Genomic DNA, 21,562 nt, shown 5'->3' with positions numbered 1-21,562 from the left:
CGGTGCAGCACCGACAGGCTCGCCGCGTCCGCCCACTGCAGGTCATCGATGACCAGAATCAGCGGCCCCTTTTGGCACAGCCTTTCCACCAGGTCCAGCAGCACTTGCACCATGGCTACATCGGTCCATGCCGTAGCGGTACCGGCCGTCTCCGGACCGTGGTGCCGCCCGCGCGCGTAGAGGGCTTCGACCGCCGCCGCCCGGCACCGGTCGGTGGAGTCGGGGTGGACGCCGAGACATGCAGCCATCACCCCGAACTGCACCCGCTGGTCGAACTCCTGGGCAGCAGCGCTCAGTACTTGGATGTGCCGGTGTTGAGCGGTGGCCACAGCGGCGGAAAGCATCGCCGACCTCCCGATGCCCCGCTCGCCGGTCAGCAGCAGACCACCGCCCTCGCCCGAAGCGGCGCGTGCCAGGAAAGATGCCAGTGCCGCCAGTTCCCCTTCACGGCCTGCCAGGTGTTGTGTGTGCGGGCCGGAGGTCGTGCGGAATGGGCCGGACGTCATGCGCGCCACCATCTTGCGGGCCGTATGTCGCCTTCGGAGCGGTCGCGGTGTATGGCAAGCACGGGCTGCATGGTGGTGGCTCCTTTCCTGAAAGGGGAAACCGGGGGCCTATTCGCCGGTGTTTCCGTCGGCCAGTTCGCGTGCGATGTCGAGGTGCCCGGTGTGCCGCGCGTATTCCTGGAGCAGGTGGAACAGGATCCAGCCCAGGGCGGGCCGTTCCTCTTCCGGCAGGACGTTCCCGCCGAGGGTCGCGGCTCGGTCCTCCCAGCGGGCCGCGGCGACAATGGCCCGGGAACGGTCGCACTGATCCTCGAAGAATCTTCTGACCTCCTCGAACGTCTCCTCGGGGCCGACCCGCCACCTGCCACCGCGGCATTCCAGATCCCCCCACGGCTCCGTTACGTCTTCACCGGAGAACCCCCACCTGAGCCACCGCATCTCGACATGGGCCAGGTGCTTGAGCAGTTCCAGTGGCGTCCATCCGGAGGGGACTCTGCTGCGGCGCCGTTCCTCGTCGGACAGGCCGTCGAGCTTGCGCAGCACCGTGCTGCGATAGAAGTCGAGGTATCCGGCCATGAGTGCGTCCGGCGCTGAAAGGGTCATGGGCGGTTCTTGAGTGGTTGCCACCGTGCGTCTCCGTGGTTCGTCAGTTTCTCAGGGCTGTTTCCGTGCCAAGAATGCCGTGTGGGTACGAGCTTTTCCGCTCGGTGCCGGCGAGTGCCGGCCGATGGGTCACCGCCGCAGCACCACATACCCGTCAGCCGTGAACACCTGCTGGTAGCCGGTGGCGGCGGCTTGGTCGAGTACGGGGGGTGGGCCGCCGTCCGGGAAGGTCTCCGCGGTGTCGACGATGATCCAGTCGGCCGGCTGGTGACGCGTCGCCTCATGGGAGGCGAGATGGACGGTCGCCCGGTCGGTGAGGTGGGGGGCCAGGCCGTTGCTCGCGGCGACCCGGGCGCCGTCCGGCACATGGGCGAGGGCCGCGCGTGCGGCGGCGGCCCGCGGGGCGTCCTGCCAGAACCGCGGGCCGACGGCCTGCCGCAGGGGCATGGCGAGCGAGGTCAGGCAGGCGATGGCGAGGGTGATGGCCGGTACGGCCCTGAGCAGGGTCCGGCCCCGGTCCCGAAGCGCGGGGTTCCGGCTCAGCCGGGCCAGTGCGTCGATCAGGGCGAAGAAGGCGACCGGCATGAGGACCGCGGAGTAGTGGTATTTCAGGCCCCCGTACGCCGGGGTGTCGGAGGCGAAACGCCAGACGAGCGTGGGCACCGCAACCAGCAGCAGGGGGCTGCGCAGGGCGAGGAAGACGGTGGGCAGCAGGACCATCAGGAGGGTGCCGAGTTTGGTGCCGGGGACAAGGAAGTGGCACAGCGCCTCCCAGGCATGCGCCAGCGGTCCGCCGCCCGCCTCGCTGGTGGAGGAGGCGGAGGCCAGGTAGGCGTAAGTGTCCTCGGGGTTGAAGTACGGAATGACCACCCACACGATCAGGGCCGTGGCGAGCGGGCCGAGGAAGCACAGCGTGGCCCCTGCCGTGCGGTGCCGGCGCAGCAGCAGAAGACCGAAGACGAACACGGTCGGCCCCATGTCCGCCTTGACCGGCAGGAGCACGCCGGCCCAGCAGGCGGCGGTGACCCAGCGCCGGTCCAGGTAGGCGGCGAGAGCGAACGCGAGCAGCGGTACGGCGAAGGCGACCTCGTGGAAGTCGAAGCCGATCAGTTGTTGCAGTCCCCAGGACAGGGTGTAGGCGGTGCCCAGGCACGGTGCCGCCCAGCGCCCCTGATGGCCCAGGTGACGGGCGGCGGAGCGGGTGACGGCGTAGGCCGAGCAGGCGACGAGCACGGCCTGCGCGAGCAGCAGGATCTCGATGTGCGGCAGCAGCCGGTAGACGGGCCCGAGCACGGCCAGCACCGGGTGGAAGTGGTCTCCCAACAGGGGAAAGCCGGCGTCCTGGAGCTCCGGACCGCCGGTGGCCGCCCGGATGTGCGAGGCGGGCAGCCTGCCCTCGGCGTACGAGCGTACGGCCTGGCCGAATATTCCGAGGTCGTAACCGGTGCTCTGGAACAGCGCGTGGCGGCGCAGTGCGAAGACGGCGTACACGGTGAACGCGAAGGCCGCGATACCCGCCGCCATCAGATTGCGCCGCCGCCGGTACGCGACGGCCGGGACGGCCCGTTCGGCGAAGGAGACGAAGGCGGTCAAGCGGGGCTCCTCAAGAACTCCGGAAAGGGGGTGTCCGACCTTTGGCAGACATGGCGTACAGCCAGAGCGGCGGACGTGCGGGACACCGGAGGCGGTTGTCGGCTCGGAGTCATTGCGCGGCGATGGATTGCAGGGTGTTCAGCCGTGCGGCGCGACGGGCCGGCCAGGCGGCGGCAAGGACGCCGACGGCCAGGGCAATGGCCAGGAAGACGGCCAGGCGGCCCCACGGCATGACCAATTCGTACTGCGGCATCTGCGAGGCGGCCCACCGGCCACCGGCCCAGGCGAGGAACGCGCCCACGCCGATGCCGAGGACCGCGCCGAACAGCGTGAGGGTCTCGCCGTCGCCGTAGACCTTGCTCAGATCCGTGGCCCGGGCGGCGGCTGCGGCCTCGGTCAGTGCCGCGTCGAGTTCGCTGCGGAAGACCATGGCGCAGGTGGGGGGGGAACGGGATGTGCGGCGTAACGGCTGCCCCGCCCGGACGTCCGTACAGGGGCGACAGGTGGGCTCGCTTCCTCAGCTTCGTGCTGCCTGACCGCTTCCGGAGTGATCTCCCCCGGCGCTCCCGGGGCTTACGCCGGACTCGGGCCGGAAACCGCGGCGCGGGAGTGTCGGGCCGGGGCGGGCGGGGGAACGATGGTTTTAGGGACGGATGTCCGGCCGGCCGACGGGCACGACCGACGCGCGCGAGAGCCGCGCGTCGACCAGCGCGCTGTCTGCCGGCCCGGTGAAAGGCGTAGATGGCCATGCCCAACGGCACGCGGGCGCTGCAACCCGGCGCTCCCTCTCCCGGTGACAGACCTGCTGCGGCGTCCCGCCCGTCAAGCGGCGGCGGGCCCGGCGTCCCCGTACCCGCCCCTCGGCCCACCGTCGGCGCTGAGGCACCCGCGCCGCGCGGTACGCAGGTGATAAAGATCCTGCTCGTGGACGACCGGGTGGAAAACCTCCTGGCCCTGGAAGCCGTCCTGGACCCGCTGCACCACCACCTGGTGCGCGCCACCTCCGGTGAGGCCGCTCTCAAGGCGCTGCTGTCAGAGGAGTTCGCGCTGATACTGCTCGATGTGCAGATGCCGCTCATGGACGGCTTCGAGACCGCCGCGCACATCAAACACCGCGCCCGTACCCGCCACGTACCGATCATCTTCCTGACGGCCGCCGGTCACAGCGCCCACCGCACGTTCCGCGGCTACGCGGTCGGCGCCGTCGATTACCTGGTCAAACCCTTCGACCCCTGGGTACTGCGCGCCAAGGTCGCCGTCTTCGTCGCGCTGTACGACGTCAACCGCCGGCTGCACGAGCAAACCGCCCTGCTGAAAACCGAACACCAGCACCGCACCAGCCAGCCGGCCACCCCACCGGCCATGAGCCCGTTGCTCGTCGAAATCGACGCCCGGCTGTGCGACGCCGAGGACGCCGCCCAGGACCTGTACGCCCAGCTGCCCGCCCACACCCTCCCGGCCGGCGCCCTCGCCTCCGCCGCGGCCCTGGCCCAGCGCCTGGCCCGCCTGCGCCAGCACACCGACCTCCTGCTCGATCACGCCGCCCCACCCCCTCCGCGGAACCAGCAGCCTCCGGTGCCGGACGGCTGTTGACAGCACGCCCGCCGCGGCCACCGGGCCTGGGCAGCGCGGGGGGCACCGGGAAGGACGCCGGCTCACCGGGGTGGGTGATTTCCAGAAGAACCTCGACCGGACGGAGAACGCGCCCTCCGGGCCCGCCCCGGCCCGCTGACCTCATTCATCGTCGGGAGAGAGCTGGTCCGGCCCTCTCCGATACGGTGAGGAACGTTCAGTACGAGCCCAGGGGCCCGAAGTACTGTTCGCGGAGTGGCCAAGGCACCGCACAGCTTGCGGTGCCGAGTATCCAGACAGCGGCCAGTGGCGCGATACTGACGGTGAAACGATGGAGGAGGGCTGGGTGGAGCTCTCGCGGGGGCCTGGCGGGCCGTTGCCCGGCGAGGCCGTGTTGACGGTGTGCCCGTTGCCGGACCGGCCGGGGCTGCGGGCGTCAGGGGAGATCAGCTTGAGCACACGCCCGGTCTGGGAGGGGGCGCTGGAGCGTCTTGCCCGGTGCGAGGAAGATGTCTTTCACATGGAGATGTCGGCGGTGACCTTCATCGATGTGGCCGGCGCGTCCGCCTTGGCCCACACCGCGCACAATCTGGGCGAGGGGCGGCGCGTCGTCGTCAGCCGGCCGCCGGGTACGCTGCGGCGTCTGCTGGAGCTTTTCTGGCCCGATCTGGCGGCGATGGAGGTGACGCTGTGATGCACGCTCCCCCAGCCGACGGGCCCTTCGCCCACCCCGCACTGTTCTACTGGGACGACCAGCAGTACGTGGAGGGGACGGTACCGTTCATCCTCGACGGTCTGGAGGCCGGGGAACCGGTGGCCGTCGCCGTTCCCGCCGCCCGGCACGGATTGCTGAAGCGGCAGTTGGGCCGGTCCGCCGACGCGGTGCGCTTCATCGACATGACACAGGCCGGGCGCAACCCCGGCCGGATCATCCCGGGGGTGCTGCGGGCTTTTGCCGATGCCCAGCCGCCCGGACGCGTCTGGATCATCGGCGAGCCGATCTGGCCACAGCGCACCGATGTGGAGTACCCGGCCTGTGCCCAGCACGAGGCGCTCATCAACGCGGCGTTCCGCGGCCGTGCTGTATCGATCCTGTGCCCCTACGACGCGGCCGGCCTGGATGCCACGGTGCTTGCCGACGCGCACGCCACACACCCGTCGATCATCGATCCGGGCGGCCGGCGGACCAGCCCCGCCTACGATCCCGAGGCCGTCGTCGCCCGCTACAACCAGCCGCTGGCTCCCCCGCTCGCTGCGGCGGCGGCCGGCTTCGGCGCACCGGAACTGGCCGCGGTACGGCGATGGGCCACCGGGCGGGCGCGCGAACTGGGACTGACCGGGGCCAGGTTGCAGGACATGGAGCTGGCCGTGGCCGAACTGACCACCAACAGCGTGGTGCACGGCGGAGGTTCGGGCACCTTGCGGATCTGGGACGAGGGACGGCAGGTGGTGTGCGAGGTGGGTGACAGTGGCCAGCTGGCCGACCCGCTGGCCGGACGGAACCCTGCGCCTGCGGGGCAGGTCGGCGGGCGTGGGCTGCTGCTCGTCCACCTGGTCGCCGACCTCGTGCGGATACACACCAGCGAGCGCGGCACCACGGTGCGCTGCTACTTCACCTGCTAGCCGTTGCTGCGCGGGGGCGGGGCGCTGGTTGCGGCAGCCAGCGCCGCCTCGATGTCGGGGTAGACGGGAATGAAGTGGTGCAGCCCGATCTGGTGCAGTGCCCTGCTGACGCGGTCGGGTGCTGCGGCCAGAGCCAAGGTCCCGTGACGCATGCGGGCCTCGCGCATCAGGCCGATCAGGGAACTGATGCCGGAGGAGTCGCAGAAGGTGACCGCGGAGAAGTCGAGGAGCAGGCACCCTGGGCCCTCACTGATGAGCCGGCGCGCCTGGCTGTACAGGACGTCGGCGCTGCCGAAGTCGATCTCGCCGGTGACGGCGGCCACCGTCCACGTGCCCACCTGGCGAGCGTCGTGCACCGTCAGGTCCGTATCGGCCATGCCCCTGCCCTTCGCTGTGGGTTAATCCGCCTGCCGTGGTCTTGGCAGGCCCTGCTCGCGGCCCGGGCCGGCGGTCGGCACAGCCAGCGCCACCACGGCCACGTCGTCGCACACCGCGGCCTCCAGGTCCGTCAGCAGCGCGCTGATCGCCTCGGTCAGTGCGGCAGCCCCGGCCCCGGCCTGCCGGGGCAACAGACGCGCCAGACCGTCCTCGCCGAACAGGCTGCTGTCGGCAAGGCGGGCCTCGGTCAGCCCGTCGGTGTACAGCAGCAGCGCATCACCAGGCCCCAAGTGGGCACCGCACTCGGCGAAGGTGGCCTCCGCCAGGGCTCCGACGAGCATGCCGCCCTCCGGCCGCAGGCGTTCGACCGTGCCGTCGGCGCGCAGCACGAAAGCGCACGGGTGTCCGCCACTGCCCAACGTCAGGGTGAAGCCCCGCTGTGCCGGCGGCCTGCCGGCGGGTTCACGCCGCAGCAATCCGTACATGGCGGTGCAGAATCCCGGCCGTCCTTCCCCGGGAGCCGTCAGCAAGATCCGGTTCAAGGCACTCAGCACGGCCGCGGGCGCCGGATTGTGCAGGGCCTGGGCCCGTACCGTGTGGCGGATCAGCGCGGTCAGCGATGCGGCCTGGGCGCCCTTGCCGCATACGTCCCCGACCACGAAGGCCCACTGATTCCCGGGCAGGGAGAAGACATCGTAGAAGTCACCGCCGATCTGCCGGGGGCCGACGGTACGCAGGTGGCTGGCGAGTTCCAGACCCTGCACGGTCGGCAGTTGCGGCGGGGCGAGCATGCGTTCCAGCGTGGTGGCCAGCAGCTCACTCTCGGCCCACTCCGCCTCGGCCCGCTTGCGGAGTCGGCGCTCGGCGCGCACCGTCGACGCAGCGCGCCGGAGCGTCTCCAGTTCGTCCATCACCACCGCGGCCAGGTCCTGCAGCGCTTCCAGTTGCTCAGAGCTGGCATGGCGGGGGCGAGTGTCCCACACCTCCACCGTGCCCAGCCGGTGGCCCTCGCGCGTGGTCAGCGGGCAGGCGGCATAGAACCGTACGCCCGGCGGCCCGGTGACCAAGGGGTGACCGGATGCCACCGCGTCGCGCAGGGTGTCGGAGACGGCATAGGGGCCGTCAGCCAGCAGCGCCGCTTCCGCCAAGCCAGGGTGCCTGGCGGCTTCGGTGAGCCCTTTCAGACCACAGGAAGCCTTGAACCGCACCCGGTGCGCGTCGACGATGGTCACGGTGGCGATGGGGGCGTCGAACCAACGGGCCGCAAGAGCCACGATGCGGCCGAAGGACGGCTCGGCGGGGATGTCCACGATGCCGTAGCGGGCCACTGCGGCCAACCGCTCTCTTTCCGTGACAGCAGTGTTCATCCTGCCCCTCCTGCGGCCCGGTCACGATGCAGGCTCACCGACCCGCCCTGCTTCTCGCCCTTCACGGCAGCACAGTGGCCGACGCAACGGCGCCACAGCTGCCACCACCCCTGGGAAAACAGATCACCAACCAAGCGCCGCCGATATGTAGGCATCGCCGCGAGCGTATCGGAGCACCGCGGCACATGCCCCCTCAGCGCGGCCTTCACCTTCGATCGTGTGAACGGGGTATCCCAAAGGGTTTGGATTCGGGACAAGACATGGGGCGGGAATCGCGAAGGCCAACGGTGCGCTCGCCCCGCATGGACCGGGTGCCGCCGGCGACCCTCTCTTCAGTACCGAAGCCGACCGGCGGCCGTTACTGAACAGACTCCAGAGTTTCGGGGTGTTCTTCGGAAGGCTCCCCCGACCGACATCGATCGCGAAGAGCACCACCCACCCGGCCAGGCAAACACCCGCTCGAACACGGTTCGCCCGACCTGTCATGGCCCGTAGAAGTGGCACGGTGGACGTCACCGCATAGCCGAACACAGGAACGACGACAAGATTGTGGTAAGCGTTCGCCGGCGTTTCCGCCACGAACTGCCGACCAATGACCGGGGAGTTATGGGCACGGCTTACCTCCACTGAGTGCTGACTCGGGCGTGGCCCTCTCTGGGCCGGTGCGCGGGCGGCAGCCGTCGGATTACCGGCACTGCCCATCAGCGTGGCTACGGGGCTGGTGGCCATCGTTCTGAGCCAGGACGTACACCTCTGGCTGGCACGTCTGGCGGCCTATCTGAACTTCGCCGATCCTCAGCCACTTCCGGAGGCCGGCCCGCGCTCCACCACCGACCTCGTCCTGGCCCGGCTGTGGCCGATGGCGGGCGACGTCCGAGTCCGTGTCGTGGACGGTGTCCTGACCGGCCTAATGGTCCTGACGACGCTGCCACTCGCCTGGACCACCACCACTCCGGCGCTCACCGCAGCCTTGGTGAGCGCCGCGGCGACGGCGGCCAGCGTCCGCGCCTCGCTGCGCCGGGTGCATCCGCCCAAGCGGATGGCCTGGGGGCGTGTGCTCACTCCCAGCGGGCTGCGGCAGTTCAGGATCGCGCTCAAGGACGGGCTCGTGGGGGCGCTGATCGGTGCGGTCGCAGGCGGGTGCATCGGCGTACTGCTCGCCCGGTCGGCCGCGGGCGGGACACTCGGTGCGGTACTCGGCGGCCTCATGTTCGCGCTCGCGTCCGGCTTCGCAAGCGAGCCCTCCAAGGCCACATCACCGCGCGGAACGATCCGCAGCGATCTCGCGGTCGGGCTCTCCGGCGGCGTCGCGCTCGCAGGCGGGGCCGCTGTCGGGATCGCAGCCGGACTGTGGGGGTCGCCCGGTTTTGTGGCGGCCATGGCCGCCGGAGTCGGTGGCGTGCTGTCGACGGGCATCGAATGAAAGGGTGTGCTCGGCGCGGGCGCGGACCGGGTCGGCTCCCGCACGCCGCAGCGCGGTGATCACCTTGGTGAACTGCCGTATGAACCTGACCATGCAGCAGTTGACACCGCTGTTCGGTGTCGTCTGGTCCAGGCCATGGCCCACATGCAAACCTCGCCCTCGCCGCATGAGCAGAACCAGCCCGCAACCCGCCTTGGCCTGCCAGTTCGCGACCTTGTGCAACACGCTTCAGGCTTGACGGAGGTCAGGGAGGCGCCCCCGCCAGGGCAGGCGGGGATCGTGACGGTCCGGGTGGGGGCGCCGTGCCGGGGTGGCTCAGGGGCTGTTACGGGTGCGCACGACCTCTCGCGCCATGTCGTGGAGCTTCGCCTGCCGGTAGCGTGCGTGCTGACGCAGGTGGTCGAACGCCTCGTCGGTGGAGACCTGCCGCACAGCGGAGATCACGCCCTTCGCCTGCTCGATGACCACCCGGCTGGCCAACGCCTGCCGCAACTGGTCGGCCAGCCGCTTCAGTTCACCGAGGGCGGCGGAGTGCGCCAGGTAGGCGGCGGCCATGTCGTTCAGCAATCGGACCGCCGCCATGTCGTGGGACGGCCAGGGACGGGCGGCCGTGTCATAGAGGTCGACGGTCCCCAGTACCCGGCCGTCGCCGTACAGCGGGACGCTGGCGAGGGCCACCACGCCGAATCGGCGCGCCACCTCCTCGTAGGCGGTCCAGCGCCCGGGGGCCCGGGTCAGGTCCACCACGACCACCGGACGCGCGGTCCGCAGCGCGTCGGCGCACGGACTGCCGTGCAGGCGCTCCTGCGCTTCGCCGAGCGCGGTGGACGCTTCGTCCAGGGCGTCGGCGAGCCGCGGGCAGCAGTCCACATACAGGGACACGCCGGCACTGCGCATTCCCAGGCTGCTCGCGCCGCACCGGGCCAGTTCGTGCAGCACCTGGCCGACCGGGGGAAGCGCGGCCAGCGTGCCGACGAACCGCGACATCTCCGCGAACAGCACATCCTTGTCGGCCATCGGCCGGTCGCCCCTTTTCCTCTGACTTCACACGGTGTACTGATACCTACGGTAGGAGCGGTAGCGCGGGGTGTTGAACCCACGGATGGGCCGTTCATACCCCTCAGATGGGCCGAGTCCTGAATCGCGGGCCTCAGATGTCCGGACGGTCTCCCGGGGTGGGGTCCAGCAGCCCCTCCCGCATCGCCGTGACGACCGTTTCGAGCTGGCTGTGCGCGTTCAGCTTGTGCATGACGCTCTTGACGTGGCCGCGGGCCGTGTGCGGGCTGATGACCAGGCGTTCGGCGATGGCCTTGGGGCCCAGCCCCTCCCCGAGCAGCCGCAGCACCTCCCGTTCCCGCGCGGTGCAGCGGTCCCGGCCCTGCTGCCGGGCGGCCGGACGCGCCGGACGCTCGGCACCGGGCGGGAGCGGATCGTCCCCGGGCACCTCGGCCAGTGCCGCGAGCGTGCCGCCCGCGACCAGCAACGGCCCGGTGGCCGGGGCGCGGATCGCGGATCGCGGATCGCGGATCGCGGATCGCGGATCGCGGATCGCGGATCGCGGCGAGGATGTCCTGGAGCGCGCTGTCCTTCGTCAGGAACCCCGCGGCGCCGGCCGACGCCGCGGCGGCGAGCAGCCGGGGGCGGGGGTCCCCGGTCAGAATCAGCACGCGCAGGGCCGGGGCGGCCGTCTTGAGCAGCGAGGTCCCCGAGATGCCGTCGGTACCGGGCAGGTGGACGTCCATCAGGACGACATCGGTACCCGTCCGCGCCAGGGGCAGCGCCTGCTCGACCGTCTCCACGGCGCCCACGCACTCCAGGTCGGGCTGGGCGCCGATGGCCAGCTCCAGCGCGTCGGCCAGCGTCCGCTGGTCCTCGACCACGAGCACCCTGGTCATCGTCGACCCCTGCCGTGTCTGCGGTGGTCCCCGCCGCACCGGGAACGGACGCCTCCGAGCCTAGGCCCGGTAAGCGCTCCGGCGCTCCTGTTGGGACGAACACGGCCACCGCCCTGGCGGCCGGTTCCCGGGCGGAGGACAGTGGAGGGCAAGGGCGGGCGACGTACGGGGATCGCGCGGGGAGGTGTGCCCTCAAGTGACCACGTACTCCTTCGTTCTCTATGTCGCGGGGCAGACCCAGCGTTCCCAAGAGGCTTTGGAGAACCTGCGGTCGCTGTGCGCGGCCCGTCTACGGGGGTACTACGAACTGACCGTTGTCGATGCCGTCGAACGGCCCGAACTGGCGGAGCGGTGGCGCATTCTCGCCACGCCCACCGTGGTCCGGTTACGCCCCGAGCCCCAGCGGAGGGTGATCGGGGATTTGTCGAACCAGCACAGCGCCGCCGCCGCTCTGGGCCTGCCCCATCGGGACGAGTTTGGAGGCACATGACCATGGCCGCCGGTGACGACACGCTCGTGCGGGTGCCCACCAGCATCAACGGCTTCGACCGGGTGGCGCTGGGCGGCCTGCCCAAGGGCCGGTGCACGTTGGTGACGGGTACCGCGGGCAGCGGGAAGACACTGTTCGCCGTGGACTGACTTACGCCCTGCACCGGGCTCCCGGCGAGCATTTCGCCCGGTGCGCCGTCCGCGACCGTCAGCACAGCCTCCGTTCACCTCCTCGATGGCTGGGGCCGCCCCGTCCGTACGGTGCCTGCCAGGCCCGGCCGCATCACACGCACGGCAATGCCCTGCAAACCCGGCAGAACCCGTGGCAGTTCACGACGCGCGCGTAGGCCCGGGGCAGGCCGTGCGCCGGCGTCCTTGTCCGTCGGCCGGGTAGCAGCCGCTGAGGAATCCCTAGACTGGGAGGCGTTGGGAGTTATCCCCGTACCGACGGGACTTCGCTCGCGGGCGAAGGGTGGTCGTGCCGGGAGGTGAGAAGCGGTGGAAGCCGGCCATGACTTGGCTGCCGTGCTGAGGAATCTGCAGCCCGCCACCGGGGACAGAAGGCTGGTCGGTGCCGACCCGAACCTGTGCGCCCAGCTCCTCGGCGTGGACGGCATCGCCGCCTGCGCGACGACGGCCGACGGCCAGAGCGAACCCCTGTGGCGCACCGAGGGCGTCAGCACACGGCTGGAAGACCTGCAGTTCACACTGGGCCAAGGGCCGGGTTCCGAGGTGGTGGTGTCCTGCGCGCCGGTTCTGGTACCGGATCTGTCACGGGTCGCGGCAAGCCGGTGGCCCGCGCTGCTGCCGGAAGCCGTGGCGCTGGGCATCAGTGCAGTCTTCTGCCTGCCGCTGCACGTCTGTTCCGCGTGCCTGGGCACCTTGACCTTGCAGCGCGCGGTATCCGGTCCACTCCCGGACGCGACGATGACCGACGCCTGGCTGGTGGCCAACGCCCTGACCGCCGTGCTCCTGTACGGCGGCCCGCAGCAAGAGGCGGTCGCCAGAGCGGACAGCGGCTCGGAGCTGTACCGGGCCGTCGTCCACCAGGCCACCGGGATGATCAGTGTGCAGGCCGGGGTGCCACTGACCCGGGCGCTCCTGCTCCTGCGGGGCTACGCCTTCGGGCACGGGCAGAGCGTGGTGGAGGCCGCCGGGGACGTGGTGGCCAGGCGGTCGAGCTTCCAGGATGATGAGGACGGACCGGAGACGCCCGGCGAAGGGGCTGAAGGGCAATGAGGCGTGAGGAACGACTGCTGACGGCCATGGTCGAGGCCGTGGACACACTGGTCGACGACTTCGATCTGATCGATTTCCTTCACCATTTGTGCGACCGCTGCAACGAACTGCTGGACGTGTCGGCGGTCGGCGTCATGCTCGCCGATCCGGGCGGCAACCTCCAGCTGATCGCCGCGTCCGACGAGCACACCCGGCTGCTGGAGCTGTTCGCCCTGCAGACCGACCAGGGACCGTGCGTGGAATGCCACCGCAGCGGCACCGCCCGGCTGAACATCGCCCTCAACTCCCCCGCCCAGACCGCAGGGTTCCCGCGTTTCGCCGAGCGCGCCCGCCAGGGCGGTTTCGCCACCACCCACGCCCTGCCCCTGCGGCTGCGCCGGCAGTTCGTGGGCGCGCTGAACCTCTTCGACACCCGTGAGCAGAACGTCAGCGCATCCGACGCGCAGGTGGCACAGGCGCTGGCAGACGTGGCGACCATCGCCATCCTGCAGCACCGCACCATCGCCCACGGCAACGTCGAGCGGGCCCAGCTGCGGGCTGCCCTCTCCAGCCGTATCTGCATCGAACAGGCCAAGGGCATCCTGACCGAACGCTGGAACATCACCCTCGACGAGGCCTTCGATGCCCTGCGCCGGCACGCCCGTACCCACGAGCAGTCCCTGACCACGCTGTGCCGGCAGCTGGTCGACGGCTCGCTGGACACCGCCACCTTCCAGCATCCCTGACCCCAGCCGTGCCGCATGGCGCCGGCCCGGCACCCGCCCCAGTCCCCGGCGGAAGAACCTGTCCCACCCGCCCAGGTGCCCGGGGCAACCCAACGGAAGGGACAGCCCATGCCCCCCGAGCACCATGACGCGGCGTGGCAGCGCATCGGCGCCGTCGGCATCGCCGACGCCGTCACGCTCAACACCGCCTGCCGGGCCTGCGTCGAGGACCTGAGCGCCGACTTCGGCGGCGCCACCGTGGTCACCACCGGCGACCTGCGGGTGCTGGGCTGCGCCACCGATGAACGCGCCAGGGCCGTGGAGGACGCCCAGCTGGTCACCGGCGAGGGTCCGTGTACCGACGCCTACGTCCACCGTCACCCCGTCGAAGCGGACCTGCACCAGTCGGGCGGGCGGTGGCCCGCCTTCACGCCGACCGCCTGCGGGGCGGGAGCATGTCGCGTCCTGGCCCTGCCCCTGATCATCGGCAACCTCCTCATCGGCGCCGTGGACCTCTACCGCTGCTCCCCCGCCCCCTTCACCGCGGTGCACATGGACCGGGCCGTCGCCTACGCCCGCATCCTCGCCCTGCTCGCCCTCGACGAACACCCCCACCTGATCGCCGCCCACGCCCGCCCCGTCCAGCGCGGACCACAGGGCTACCCGCCCACCGTCCACATGGCCGCCGGCATCCTCGCCGCCCAGGACAACCTCACCCCCGACGACGCCCTGGCCCGGCTGCGCGCCCACTCCTTCCGCCACAACCAGCCCCTGCTGCGCACCGCCGCACACGTCCTCGACCACCACCGCCTCGGCTAGGGCGGCCTCGACCAGCGCGGCCTCGGCCGGCACCGGACGACCAGCCCGCCGTCTGCCACGCCGAGGGTGCCGGCCGCTGCACCGCAAATGGGCCCGCAGGGTTACGGCCTGGCGGCAGCGACGGCCCAGGCTTCGGTGTACCGGCCGCCACGGGAGCGCAGAGACGACCGTACGGGCACACGCCATGTGAGCGCGGCCCCGCCCCACACGGACGCAATCGGGAATACGACCACGTTTCGAGAACCGATCAGCGGATAGGGGTCGCCACGTACCGTAGGGCCGTCCGGGCCGGATGGAACCGGCCGGCGTGACGGCCTTGGACGGGCCAGCCAAAGACGAGAGACGAGCAGCGAAGTCCCTGTCAACGGGCGCGGCATGGCCCCCCGCGGGCCAACATTTTCCCGCCGCCGGACGCAGCCTGGGCCCTGCAGCCGTCAGGGACGGAAGCCAGCCGATCGGCAGGCGCCGTATGTCCACCACCGACCGCGAGAACCACATCACCCGCACCGTCCTCGACCTCACCCGCCGCCGCGCCGACTTCGACGCGCTGGAGCTGCTGCACGACCTGACCGCTCAGACGGTCGCCCCTCTGTCGGTGCAGTGCGCCGGCATCACCGTCCTGGAGAACGACGGTGACAGCGCCGTCCACGTCACCGCCTCCGACGAGCTGTGCCTGGCCCTGGAGGAGGACCAGAGCGAGCTGGACGAGGGCCCCTGCCTCGACAGCGCCCGCACCCAGCAGCCACTGCCGGTGACCTCGCTGACCGAACTGGCGTCCCAGGTCGCCCGAGGGCAGGCGCCCGCCGAGCTGCTCGACCCCACCCGGTGAGCCCGCGCCCGTCACCGCGGGCCGCGCCGTATCCTTCTCCTCCGAGCCCGGCCCGGGGGAATCAGTGATGGCTGTCCGCGATGACTTCACCGTCCTGCTGACCGGCCTGCGCCAGGCCGCCCGCAACGGCAGCGACCTGTCCGCCGTTCCTGCGGCCGATGCCGCCCGCCTGCTGCATCTGGACGCCGTAAACCCTGGCGTTGCGCTCGAAGCCCTGCGCGCTCGAACTGCTGTGGTCCGACCTCGCTGCCCCTCTCGGCCCGGCCCTGGACAACCTGCAGTACACCCTCGGCGAAGGGCCCACCCTGGACGCCGCCGCAGCCGCACATCCCGTCACCGAGACCAATCTGAGCACCGCGCCCGCCGACCGCTGGCCGCTGTTCACCCCCGCCGCCTGTGACACTGCGGTCCGCGCCGTCATCGCCGTGCCCCTGCGTCTGGGCGTGGCCACCGCCGGGGTCCTGACCGGCTACCGCACCGCCCCCGGCCCCTTCCCCGCCGCACAGCGCCACGACCTCACCCTCTTCGCCCGGGTAGCTCTGGCCCTGCTGCTGCACGCCCCGCCCCTGAGCCTGGCCACCGGAACCGACGGCCTGGTCCTGCACCGCGCCGCGGTCCACCAGGCCGCCGGCATCCTCAGCGTCCACCTCGGCGCGAGCATCGACGAAGCCCTGCTGCACCCCTGGTACCGGGGACGCCACGGCGATTCCGGAGTTCGACCGGCTGGACTGGGACCGGCCCGCTGCGCACCACCCGGCCTTCGGACACGGCACCCGCCAGCGCCAAGGACTCCTCGACTCCCCATCCGGTGGACCGGTGGGTACGGTGGTCAGCGTTCGGCGAGGTCGAAAGGCGATGGCCTGATTCGGTGACCGTGGCCTTCAGCGGGCCGGTCTACTTCACGCACCTGACCTGGACTGCCGGCAGGCCATTTCGCGCGCCGTTTCCTGGCGATGCGCCGGGCCGCGATCGCGCCGGGCCGCATATCGCGAGTTGTCGCTCGCCGACCGTCGACAACGCTCTTCACGGCGGGTTGGGTCCGTGGAGAGCGTTGTCAGGGAGGTTGTGCCTCGTATCCGGGCCGACCGACGCTTCCCGGGCCATGAGGCCGTCGACGGTCGCCTGCCGGGTGAGGGCGCCGGGCCGGGGCTACTCCTGGTACTTGAAATAGGTGACAGAAGTGCTGGCCTTGGGAGACTGGACATAGACCCGGGCGGGAATGGCGATCAGACTCTCCTGGCCCCTGTTGTTTTCGTACACGGCATTCTGCTTGCGGGTGACGATGTAGCCGACATAGTACGCCCCGTCGCGTCGGCCTTGGAGGCTTCCCTTCTTGTCGCTCGGGAACTCGACCTCGGTTTGATCCTTCTGGGCGGTCATCACCTTGTTGGTGGTGGTGGAGGAGTAGCTGTAGGTGAAACTGGCCTCGCCGCCGACCTCGCCGCCCGCTCCCCCCTTGTCTCCCGCGGGAGAGACTGTGAGCTTGGGCGAGAACTTGCCGCCCGCCGACCATCCTTCGGTCGTGCTGTTCTCCTCCGTGTTCTGCCCCTCGACCGAGTAGGTCTTCTTCCCGCCGCCTGCCATACCGCTACTGCCGCCGGCCTTCGGGTACTTGGAGCCGTCCTTTTGATCGAGCTTGCCGACGAAGACGCACGGATTCGCCTTGGCGGCATTCTGTTCCACCTTGCCGCCGGGGGCGGGTGCGTGCTTGCCCGCGCAGTGGATCTCGGCGTGTTCCGCCGACTTCTCGGTGCCGCCTCTCCCGAAGATCGCGTCGTCGTTGGTGTCCCCACGGACGTCGGCCTCGGTGAGGGTCGATTCCGCCAGCTGGTTGGCGGTCTCCCGCAACGGCTGGGGGTTGTTCGTCGTGCCCTCCGCGTACTTCTTCGCCGCCGCCTTGGCGTCCACGACCGCCTGCTTGGGGTCGTACTGGGCCTTCACACCGCCCAAGTAGACGGGCTTGATCTTGCCGTCCTTGTCCCGGTCGATGCCCTTGGCGAGTTCGTCATGACGGTGCCTTTCTTTGCTCCTGCTGAGACGCGAGGCGCAATACCTGAGAATCCCCGGTTGCACGTTGTGACGGGGTGTCCGGCTTGCGTACGGACAGATTCGGATCGGGCGTCCGATTTTCAGCCATTGAAGCCCGGCAGGATCCCGGTGTCGATACCCCGGAAGCGATTCTTCGATCGTCCATGTGCATTCCGGCGGGCGACCACGACTTACGCCGGCTCGCACCACGAGATTCGGGCGGGAGTCCCACGGTTGTTTACGGACTGCGCCAGCAAAACAGCAGCTCAAGCCGAGTTTGGTTGGTCTGTGGCATTCTCGCGGAATGATCGAGACATAACTGATACACGACCTCGGGATAACCGCAACACAGGACTGGCTCACTGGTCGGCAAGATGCCTTCGGCGCGCCACGACCAGGTCCGGCGACCGGACGCCGACCACGCCTCCACGACGGCAAGCACCAGCAGACCTTCGGGCCCCGAGGGCACTGCGGCCTACGGCCGCTGACCGCCCTCCCCCCGACCGGCGGCCCCGGCCCCATCCCACCCCCTCGGCCGGGGCCGCCTCATCCATAGGTGTTGACCGGTATTGGCAGCCCCCTCGCTGATACCGCGCTCCCGCCTCCACACCGCTCACGGCACTTCTCGTCCCCTTGACCGTTCTGGAGCAACTCCCGCGCGCAGGGTTGGCCCCGGCTCCCCCGTGTGGTGCTATGAGGCGAGTTCTGCCGAGTTGACCGAAGTGACCTCAGAAGCAACTCATGGAACGCGAGGATTCATGAATACTTCTCGCAGGCACCAGCAGACACCCGCCCCGTACGGGGACGACCTTCCCCACGGCCCCACCGAACCCGCGTACCCGTCGGCGGTGTCGGGTGCGTCGGAGGGTGACGACGGGCGCGCGATGGCGGAGTGCGACCACGAGCGGGGACACGTACTGGATTCGTTCTTTCACGGGCAGGGGTACGCCACGGCCGCCAGTCACCGGATCTTCTGTGACCGATGTCGGCTGCGCCGATGGCTCCGGGTGGAGGTCGTACTGGCGGGGAGTCAGGAACGACTCGGCATGATTCCGCCGGGGACGTCGGCCCGGGTGGCGCGGGCCTGCGAGCCGGGCCGGATCGATCTCGGCTCCCTGGCTTCGGAATTCCGCCGTACGGGCCACTCCCTCGTGCCGCTGCTGCGCGGTCTGGCGGCGGCGTGTGAGGCGGGTTCGGGGGAAATGGTGCACCTGGGAGCCACCACCCAGGACATCCAGGACACCGCACAGTCCCTGGAGATGCGGGACGTGCTGGACGAGGCGGAGCGGGAACTCGCCGCCATGACGACGCGCCTGATCGCACTGGCCGGAACACACCGCGACACCCTGATGGTGGGCCGCACCCACGGGCAGCCCGCGCTGCCGATCACCTTCGGCCTCAAGGTGGCGAGCTGGCTCGACGAACTGGTGCGGCACGGTGAGCGGCTGGCCCAGCTCCGCGAACGGGCCCTGGTGGCCCAGTTGCACGGCGGCGTCGGTACCATGGCCGGCTTCCAGGGGCGTGGCCAGGAGCTGCTCGCCGACTTCGCCGCCCGCCTGGGGCTCGGCGTACCGGTCGTGGGGTGGCACGTCGCACGGGACCGGGTGGCGGAGTTCGGCACCACGCTGGCCATGGTCACGGCGACGCTCGGCCGGATCGCCGAGGAGGTCCGGGTGCTCTCGCGCGCCGAGGTCGGCGAGCTGTCCGAGGGCTGGGAGTACGGGCGGGTCGGCAGCAGCACCATGCCGCACAAGCGCAATCCCGAACGTTCCGAACAAGTCGTGCTGCTCGCCCGGCTCGCCCGGTCCGCCGCCGCGCTCGGCGTCGAGGGCATGGTGCAGGAGCACGAGCGCGACGCACGCGGCCTGCGGATGGAATGGGTCACGGTCGCCGACGTGTCGCACTACACGCTGGCGGCGCTGGCCATCCTCAACGAGGTCCTCGCCGGGCTGCAGGTGCACCATGAACGGATGGCGGAGAACGCGGCGTCGGTGGCGGAGTTCCTGTGTACCGAGGCACTGATGCTGGCCCTCGGCGAACGCATCGGCAAGCAGAGCGCGCACGCCCTCGTCTACGAGGTGAGTCAACGGGCACAGAGTGACGGTCGTCCGCTGCGTGCCTGCGTGCGCGAGTGCGCGGAGATCACCTCCCGGTTCTCCTCCGCCACACTGGACGACCTGCTCGACCCGGCACGCTACGTGGGCGAGGCCGGTGCCCTGACCGACCGGGCGGTGGCGCGCGCCCGGCTCCGGCCGGTCCAGACCGGCACGCCGGTTCCGCCACGGCCGGCCCGCGCGGAGGAGGGAGTGCCCTCGTGACCGATCTGCTGCGTTTCGACGGCGAACGGGCGAGCGAAGCCGATGTCGAGGCGCACACCCCCGAGATGCGTGGGCAGCGGCGGCACCTGGTCCGGCAGCTCGCCGTGTCCCGCGGCGAGCGGGTCCTGGACGTCGGCTGCGGCCCCGGCTATCTGATCTCGGAGCTGGTGGGCCCGGTCGGCCCGGACGGCGAGGTGTGCGGCATCGACATCAGCGCGTCGATGCTGGAGCTGGCGCGGGCGCGGTGCGCGCCGGCCGGCACTCGGGTGAACCTGGTGGCGGGGCGCTGCGAAGAGATCCCCTTCCCGGACGCGTCGTTCGACGCCGCCGTCTCCTCACAGGTCTACGAGTACGTCGGCGACATCGAACGCGCGCTGGCCGAGCTGTACCGGGTGCTGCGTCCGGGAGGCCGCGCGGTGGTGCTCGACACCGACTGGGACTCGCTGGTGTGGCACTCCGCCGACCGTCCCCGGATGCGGCGGATCCTCGGCCTGTGGGAGGACCACGTCGCCGACCCCAGGCTGCCCCGGCGGCTCGGCCCGCTGCTCCGGGAGGCCGGGTTCGCCGAGGAGAGCCTGACCACGCTGACGTTCCTCAACCGGCGGTGTGATCGCGACACCTACAGTTACTGGCAGGTCGGCTTCATCGAGGCGTTCCTGGCCGGCCATCCCGGTGCGGACCCGGAGGTGACCGGGGCCTGGAGCCGGGAGTTGCGCGAGCTGGACGCGGCGGGGCGGTACTTCTTCAGCCTCGGCCGGTACGCGTTCACCGTGGTCAAGGCCGGCGACTGAGCCGGTCCGGATGAAGTGGGCCATGGTCGAACACCAGGGGTTCCGGCCCGCTGTCGGGCCCGCCCGCCTGCCCGTGCGCGCTGCCGGTCGTCTCGTCACACGAGCGCGGTTCACCCCCGTACGCGCGCGAACTCCCGGAGGAAGTCCGCCAGCGCCCGTACGCCCTCCTGGGGCATCCCGTTGTAGACGGACGCCCGTACCCCGCCCACCAGGCGGTGCCCGGCCAGGCCGAAGAATCCTTCCTCCTGCGCGCGGGCGAGGAATTCCCCGGTCAGCGACTCGTCGGCGAGCCGGAAGACGATGTTGGTGACGGAGCGGTGGTCGGGGTGGGCGGTGGGACGGTAGAACGCCGTGCGGTCCAGTTCCTCGTACAGCAGCGCCGCCTTGGCCTGGTTCGTCCGTTCGACCGCCGCGAGGCCGCCCTGGTCGCGTATCCACTCCAGCGTCAGGGAGAGGACGAAGACGGCGAAAGTGTTCGGGGTGTTGTCGAGGGACTTGGAGGCCGCGTGGACGGAGTAGTCCAGCAGCCGGGGAGTCTCGGGCAGCGCGTGGCCGAGCAGGTCGTCGCGGACGGTCACCAGGGCCGCGCTGGAGGGTCCCAGGTTCTTCTGGAAACCGGCGTAGACGATCCCGAACCGGCCGTGGTCCAGCCGCCGCGAGAGGATGTCGCTGGTGGCGTCGGCCACCAGCGGGGCGGGACAGTCGCGCGGGAAACCGTTCCAGCGGGTGCCGTAGACGGTGTTGTTGCTGGTGAGGTGGAGGAAGGCAGCGTCCGGCGGGCAGTGCCGTGCGGTCACTTCCGGTATCCGGTCGAAGCCGGTGTCCTCACTCCCGGCGACGGTCACGGCGGTGCCGTAGCGGGCGCCTTCATGCTGCGCCTGCCGGGCGAACAGGCCGGTCACCACGTACCCGGCGGTACGGGTCGGGGACCGGCCCATGAGGTTGAGCGGCACGGCGGCGCACTGCATCCGGGCGCCGCCGTGTACGAACAGCACATGGTGGTCCTCCGGGAGCCCGGTCACCTCCCGGTACCGCGCCACGGCGGAGTCGAGCACGCCGGTGAACCGGGGGTGCTTGTGACTGATCTCGATGATCGACGCGCCATCGTCCGCATGCGCCGCGAACTCCTCGCGCACCCGCCGGGCCACCGGCCGGGGCAGCGTCGCGGGCCCCGCGGAGAAGTTGTACGCGTGCCGGCTCTTCGGCACGCCGGGCACACCGTCCCGGAGCTCCGACGCGCCGGGCACGCCCCGCCCTGACCCTTGCAGCCCGGTCATTCCGGCGTCTCCTCCCCGTCGTCCGTACGTCCGCCCGCCCCGGGCGGCCCGGTACACGGCGCGGCGCCCGTACGGTGCCCCGCCGCCGCGCCGAACACCCTCACCTTC

The 21,562-nt window shown here is 70.8% G+C and carries 22 protein-coding genes and 2 pseudogenes; 13 read left to right on the top strand and 11 right to left on the bottom strand.

Features of this window, described 5'->3' with window-relative positions; translation table 11 throughout:
- Positions 1–23: 23 nt before the first annotated feature.
- The 4 genes and pseudogenes from ACZ53K_RS20355 to ACZ53K_RS20340 form a co-directional block, all read right to left on the bottom strand.
- A pseudogene (locus tag ACZ53K_RS20355) lies at positions 24–506 on the bottom strand (ATP-binding protein); the annotation flags it as partial.
- Between the two features lie 108 nt (positions 507–614).
- Positions 615–1,109, bottom strand: coding sequence for a DinB family protein (locus tag ACZ53K_RS20350; protein ID WP_468838277.1), 495 nt, complete (start codon positions 1,107–1,109; stop codon positions 615–617).
- 129 nt (positions 1,110–1,238) lie between these two features.
- Complete coding sequence (locus ACZ53K_RS20345; RefSeq protein WP_468838274.1) at positions 1,239–2,702, bottom strand: DUF2079 domain-containing protein; 1,464 nt, start codon at positions 2,700–2,702, stop codon at positions 1,239–1,241.
- Between the two features lie 109 nt (positions 2,703–2,811).
- A complete protein-coding gene (locus ACZ53K_RS20340; RefSeq protein ID WP_468838271.1) occupies positions 2,812–3,132 on the bottom strand; it encodes an FtsX-like permease family protein in 321 nt (106 codons plus the stop codon).
- Positions 3,133–3,608: 476 nt separating this feature from the next.
- On the opposite strand from ACZ53K_RS20340, the gene ACZ53K_RS20335 reads away from it, so the two are divergent.
- The 3 genes from ACZ53K_RS20335 to ACZ53K_RS20325 all read left to right on the top strand — a co-directional run bounded on the left by ACZ53K_RS20335 (position 3,609) and on the right by ACZ53K_RS20325 (position 5,897).
- On the top strand, positions 3,609–4,295 hold the full coding sequence (locus tag ACZ53K_RS20335) for a response regulator (protein WP_468838268.1): 687 nt from the start codon (positions 3,609–3,611) through the stop codon (positions 4,293–4,295).
- Positions 4,296–4,605: 310 nt separating this feature from the next.
- Positions 4,606–4,968, top strand: coding sequence for an STAS domain-containing protein (locus tag ACZ53K_RS20330; RefSeq protein ID WP_468838265.1), 363 nt, complete (start codon positions 4,606–4,608; stop codon positions 4,966–4,968).
- The gene (locus tag ACZ53K_RS20325; protein WP_468838262.1) at positions 4,968–5,897 is read left to right on the top strand and encodes an anti-sigma factor RsbA family regulatory protein; all 930 of its coding nucleotides are present in this window, start codon (positions 4,968–4,970) and stop codon (positions 5,895–5,897) included. The genes ACZ53K_RS20330 and ACZ53K_RS20325 overlap by 1 nt, the downstream gene beginning before the upstream one ends.
- Here ACZ53K_RS20325 and ACZ53K_RS20320 read toward each other — a convergent pair.
- A complete protein-coding gene (locus tag ACZ53K_RS20320; RefSeq protein ID WP_468838259.1) occupies positions 5,894–6,274 on the bottom strand; it encodes an STAS domain-containing protein in 381 nt (126 codons plus the stop codon). The genes ACZ53K_RS20325 and ACZ53K_RS20320 overlap by 4 nt on opposite strands.
- 21 nt (positions 6,275–6,295) lie before the next feature.
- Positions 6,296–7,642 (bottom strand): PP2C family protein-serine/threonine phosphatase, encoded by a 1,347-nt coding sequence (locus tag ACZ53K_RS20315; protein WP_468838256.1) that lies wholly within the window; start codon positions 7,640–7,642, stop codon positions 6,296–6,298.
- Between the two features lie 721 nt (positions 7,643–8,363).
- Here ACZ53K_RS20315 and ACZ53K_RS20310 point away from each other — a divergent pair.
- Positions 8,364–9,065, top strand: a complete 702-nt coding sequence (locus ACZ53K_RS20310; protein ID WP_468838253.1) for a hypothetical protein — start codon at positions 8,364–8,366, stop codon at positions 9,063–9,065.
- 315 nt (positions 9,066–9,380) lie between these two features.
- Here ACZ53K_RS20310 and ACZ53K_RS20305 read toward each other — a convergent pair whose 3' ends face one another.
- The 3 genes and pseudogenes from ACZ53K_RS20305 to ACZ53K_RS20295 all read right to left on the bottom strand — a co-directional run.
- Entirely contained in the window at positions 9,381–10,082 is a 702-nt protein-coding gene (locus ACZ53K_RS20305) for a GAF and ANTAR domain-containing protein (protein ID WP_468838250.1), read from the bottom strand.
- 133 nt (positions 10,083–10,215) lie between these two features.
- Positions 10,216–10,548 carry a response regulator transcription factor gene (locus ACZ53K_RS20300; RefSeq protein ID WP_468838247.1) on the bottom strand — a complete coding sequence of 111 codons (333 nt, stop codon included), beginning with the start codon at positions 10,546–10,548 and terminating at the stop codon, positions 10,216–10,218.
- 79 nt (positions 10,549–10,627) lie between these two features.
- Positions 10,628–10,960: pseudogene (locus ACZ53K_RS20295) on the bottom strand (response regulator); the annotation flags it as partial.
- 196 nt (positions 10,961–11,156) lie between these two features.
- Between ACZ53K_RS20295 and ACZ53K_RS20290 the strand changes: the two are divergent.
- The 7 genes from ACZ53K_RS20290 to ACZ53K_RS20260 all read left to right on the top strand — a co-directional run bounded on the left by ACZ53K_RS20290 (position 11,157) and on the right by ACZ53K_RS20260 (position 15,912).
- Positions 11,157–11,450 (top strand): circadian clock KaiB family protein, encoded by a 294-nt coding sequence (locus ACZ53K_RS20290; protein WP_468838245.1) that lies wholly within the window; start codon positions 11,157–11,159, stop codon positions 11,448–11,450.
- Positions 11,447–11,599, top strand: a complete 153-nt coding sequence (locus ACZ53K_RS20285) for an ATPase domain-containing protein (RefSeq protein WP_468838243.1) — start codon at positions 11,447–11,449, stop codon at positions 11,597–11,599. Before ACZ53K_RS20290 ends, ACZ53K_RS20285 begins: the two co-directional genes overlap by 4 nt.
- Positions 11,600–11,947: 348 nt before the next feature.
- The gene (locus tag ACZ53K_RS20280; RefSeq protein ID WP_468838241.1) at positions 11,948–12,688 is read left to right on the top strand and encodes an ANTAR domain-containing protein; all 741 of its coding nucleotides are present in this window, start codon (positions 11,948–11,950) and stop codon (positions 12,686–12,688) included.
- Positions 12,685–13,413: an ANTAR domain-containing protein gene (locus tag ACZ53K_RS20275; protein WP_468838238.1), complete on the top strand. Its 729-nt coding sequence runs from the start codon at positions 12,685–12,687 to the stop codon at positions 13,411–13,413. Before ACZ53K_RS20280 ends, ACZ53K_RS20275 begins: the two co-directional genes overlap by 4 nt.
- 108 nt (positions 13,414–13,521) lie before the next feature.
- Positions 13,522–14,211: a GAF and ANTAR domain-containing protein gene (locus ACZ53K_RS20270; RefSeq protein ID WP_468838235.1), complete on the top strand. Its 690-nt coding sequence runs from the start codon at positions 13,522–13,524 to the stop codon at positions 14,209–14,211.
- Between the two features lie 469 nt (positions 14,212–14,680).
- Complete coding sequence (locus tag ACZ53K_RS20265) at positions 14,681–15,040, top strand: hypothetical protein (RefSeq protein ID WP_468838232.1); 360 nt, start codon at positions 14,681–14,683, stop codon at positions 15,038–15,040.
- 200 nt (positions 15,041–15,240) lie between these two features.
- Positions 15,241–15,912, top strand: a complete 672-nt coding sequence (locus ACZ53K_RS20260; RefSeq protein WP_468838229.1) for a hypothetical protein — start codon at positions 15,241–15,243, stop codon at positions 15,910–15,912.
- Positions 15,913–16,189: 277 nt separating this feature from the next.
- Here ACZ53K_RS20260 and ACZ53K_RS20255 read toward each other — a convergent pair whose 3' ends face one another.
- On the bottom strand, positions 16,190–17,113 hold the full coding sequence (locus ACZ53K_RS20255) for a hypothetical protein (protein WP_468838226.1): 924 nt from the start codon (positions 17,111–17,113) through the stop codon (positions 16,190–16,192).
- 713 nt (positions 17,114–17,826) lie between these two features.
- Here ACZ53K_RS20255 and ACZ53K_RS20250 point away from each other — a divergent pair.
- Positions 17,827–19,386: a class-II fumarase/aspartase family protein gene (locus tag ACZ53K_RS20250; RefSeq protein ID WP_468838223.1), complete on the top strand. Its 1,560-nt coding sequence runs from the start codon at positions 17,827–17,829 to the stop codon at positions 19,384–19,386.
- Complete coding sequence (locus ACZ53K_RS20245; RefSeq protein ID WP_468838220.1) at positions 19,383–20,177, top strand: methyltransferase domain-containing protein; 795 nt, start codon at positions 19,383–19,385, stop codon at positions 20,175–20,177. The genes ACZ53K_RS20250 and ACZ53K_RS20245 overlap by 4 nt, the downstream gene beginning before the upstream one ends.
- A gap of 110 nt (positions 20,178–20,287) precedes the next feature.
- Here the strand turns inward: ACZ53K_RS20245 and serC are convergent, their stop codons facing one another.
- Positions 20,288–21,454, bottom strand: a complete 1,167-nt coding sequence (serC, locus tag ACZ53K_RS20240) for a 3-phosphoserine/phosphohydroxythreonine transaminase (protein WP_468838218.1) — start codon at positions 21,452–21,454, stop codon at positions 20,288–20,290.
- Between the last annotated feature and the right edge of the window lie 108 nt (positions 21,455–21,562).

This window comes from Streptomyces sp. NPDC033221, from assembly GCF_055577005.1.
The sequence above is the reverse complement of the archived record's forward strand: the minus strand, read 5'-3'. Positions and strand labels throughout refer to the sequence as shown.

Excerpts from the sequence above, each read along its gene's own strand:
- ACZ53K_RS20340 (WP_468838271.1), bottom strand. The coding sequence starts at position 3,132 with ATGGTCTTCCGCAGCGAACTCGACGCGGCACTGACCGAGGCCGCAGCC.
- ACZ53K_RS20350 (WP_468838277.1), bottom strand. The coding sequence starts at position 1,109 with ATGACCCTTTCAGCGCCGGACGCACTCATGGCCGGATACCTCGACTTC.
- ACZ53K_RS20320 (WP_468838259.1), bottom strand. The coding sequence starts at position 6,274 with ATGGCCGATACGGACCTGACGGTGCACGACGCTCGCCAGGTGGGCACG.
- ACZ53K_RS20250 (WP_468838223.1), top strand. The coding sequence starts at position 17,827 with ATGAATACTTCTCGCAGGCACCAGCAGACACCCGCCCCGTACGGGGAC.
- ACZ53K_RS20285 (WP_468838243.1), top strand. The coding sequence starts at position 11,447 with ATGACCATGGCCGCCGGTGACGACACGCTCGTGCGGGTGCCCACCAGC.
- ACZ53K_RS20315 (WP_468838256.1), bottom strand. The coding sequence starts at position 7,642 with ATGAACACTGCTGTCACGGAAAGAGAGCGGTTGGCCGCAGTGGCCCGC.
- ACZ53K_RS20305 (WP_468838250.1), bottom strand. The coding sequence starts at position 10,082 with ATGGCCGACAAGGATGTGCTGTTCGCGGAGATGTCGCGGTTCGTCGGC.
- ACZ53K_RS20270 (WP_468838235.1), top strand. The coding sequence starts at position 13,522 with ATGCCCCCCGAGCACCATGACGCGGCGTGGCAGCGCATCGGCGCCGTC.
- ACZ53K_RS20330 (WP_468838265.1), top strand. The coding sequence starts at position 4,606 with ATGGAGGAGGGCTGGGTGGAGCTCTCGCGGGGGCCTGGCGGGCCGTTG.
- serC (WP_468838218.1), bottom strand. The coding sequence starts at position 21,454 with ATGACCGGGCTGCAAGGGTCAGGGCGGGGCGTGCCCGGCGCGTCGGAG.
- ACZ53K_RS20325 (WP_468838262.1), top strand. The coding sequence starts at position 4,968 with ATGCACGCTCCCCCAGCCGACGGGCCCTTCGCCCACCCCGCACTGTTC.
- ACZ53K_RS20265 (WP_468838232.1), top strand. The coding sequence starts at position 14,681 with ATGTCCACCACCGACCGCGAGAACCACATCACCCGCACCGTCCTCGAC.
- ACZ53K_RS20275 (WP_468838238.1), top strand. The coding sequence starts at position 12,685 with ATGAGGCGTGAGGAACGACTGCTGACGGCCATGGTCGAGGCCGTGGAC.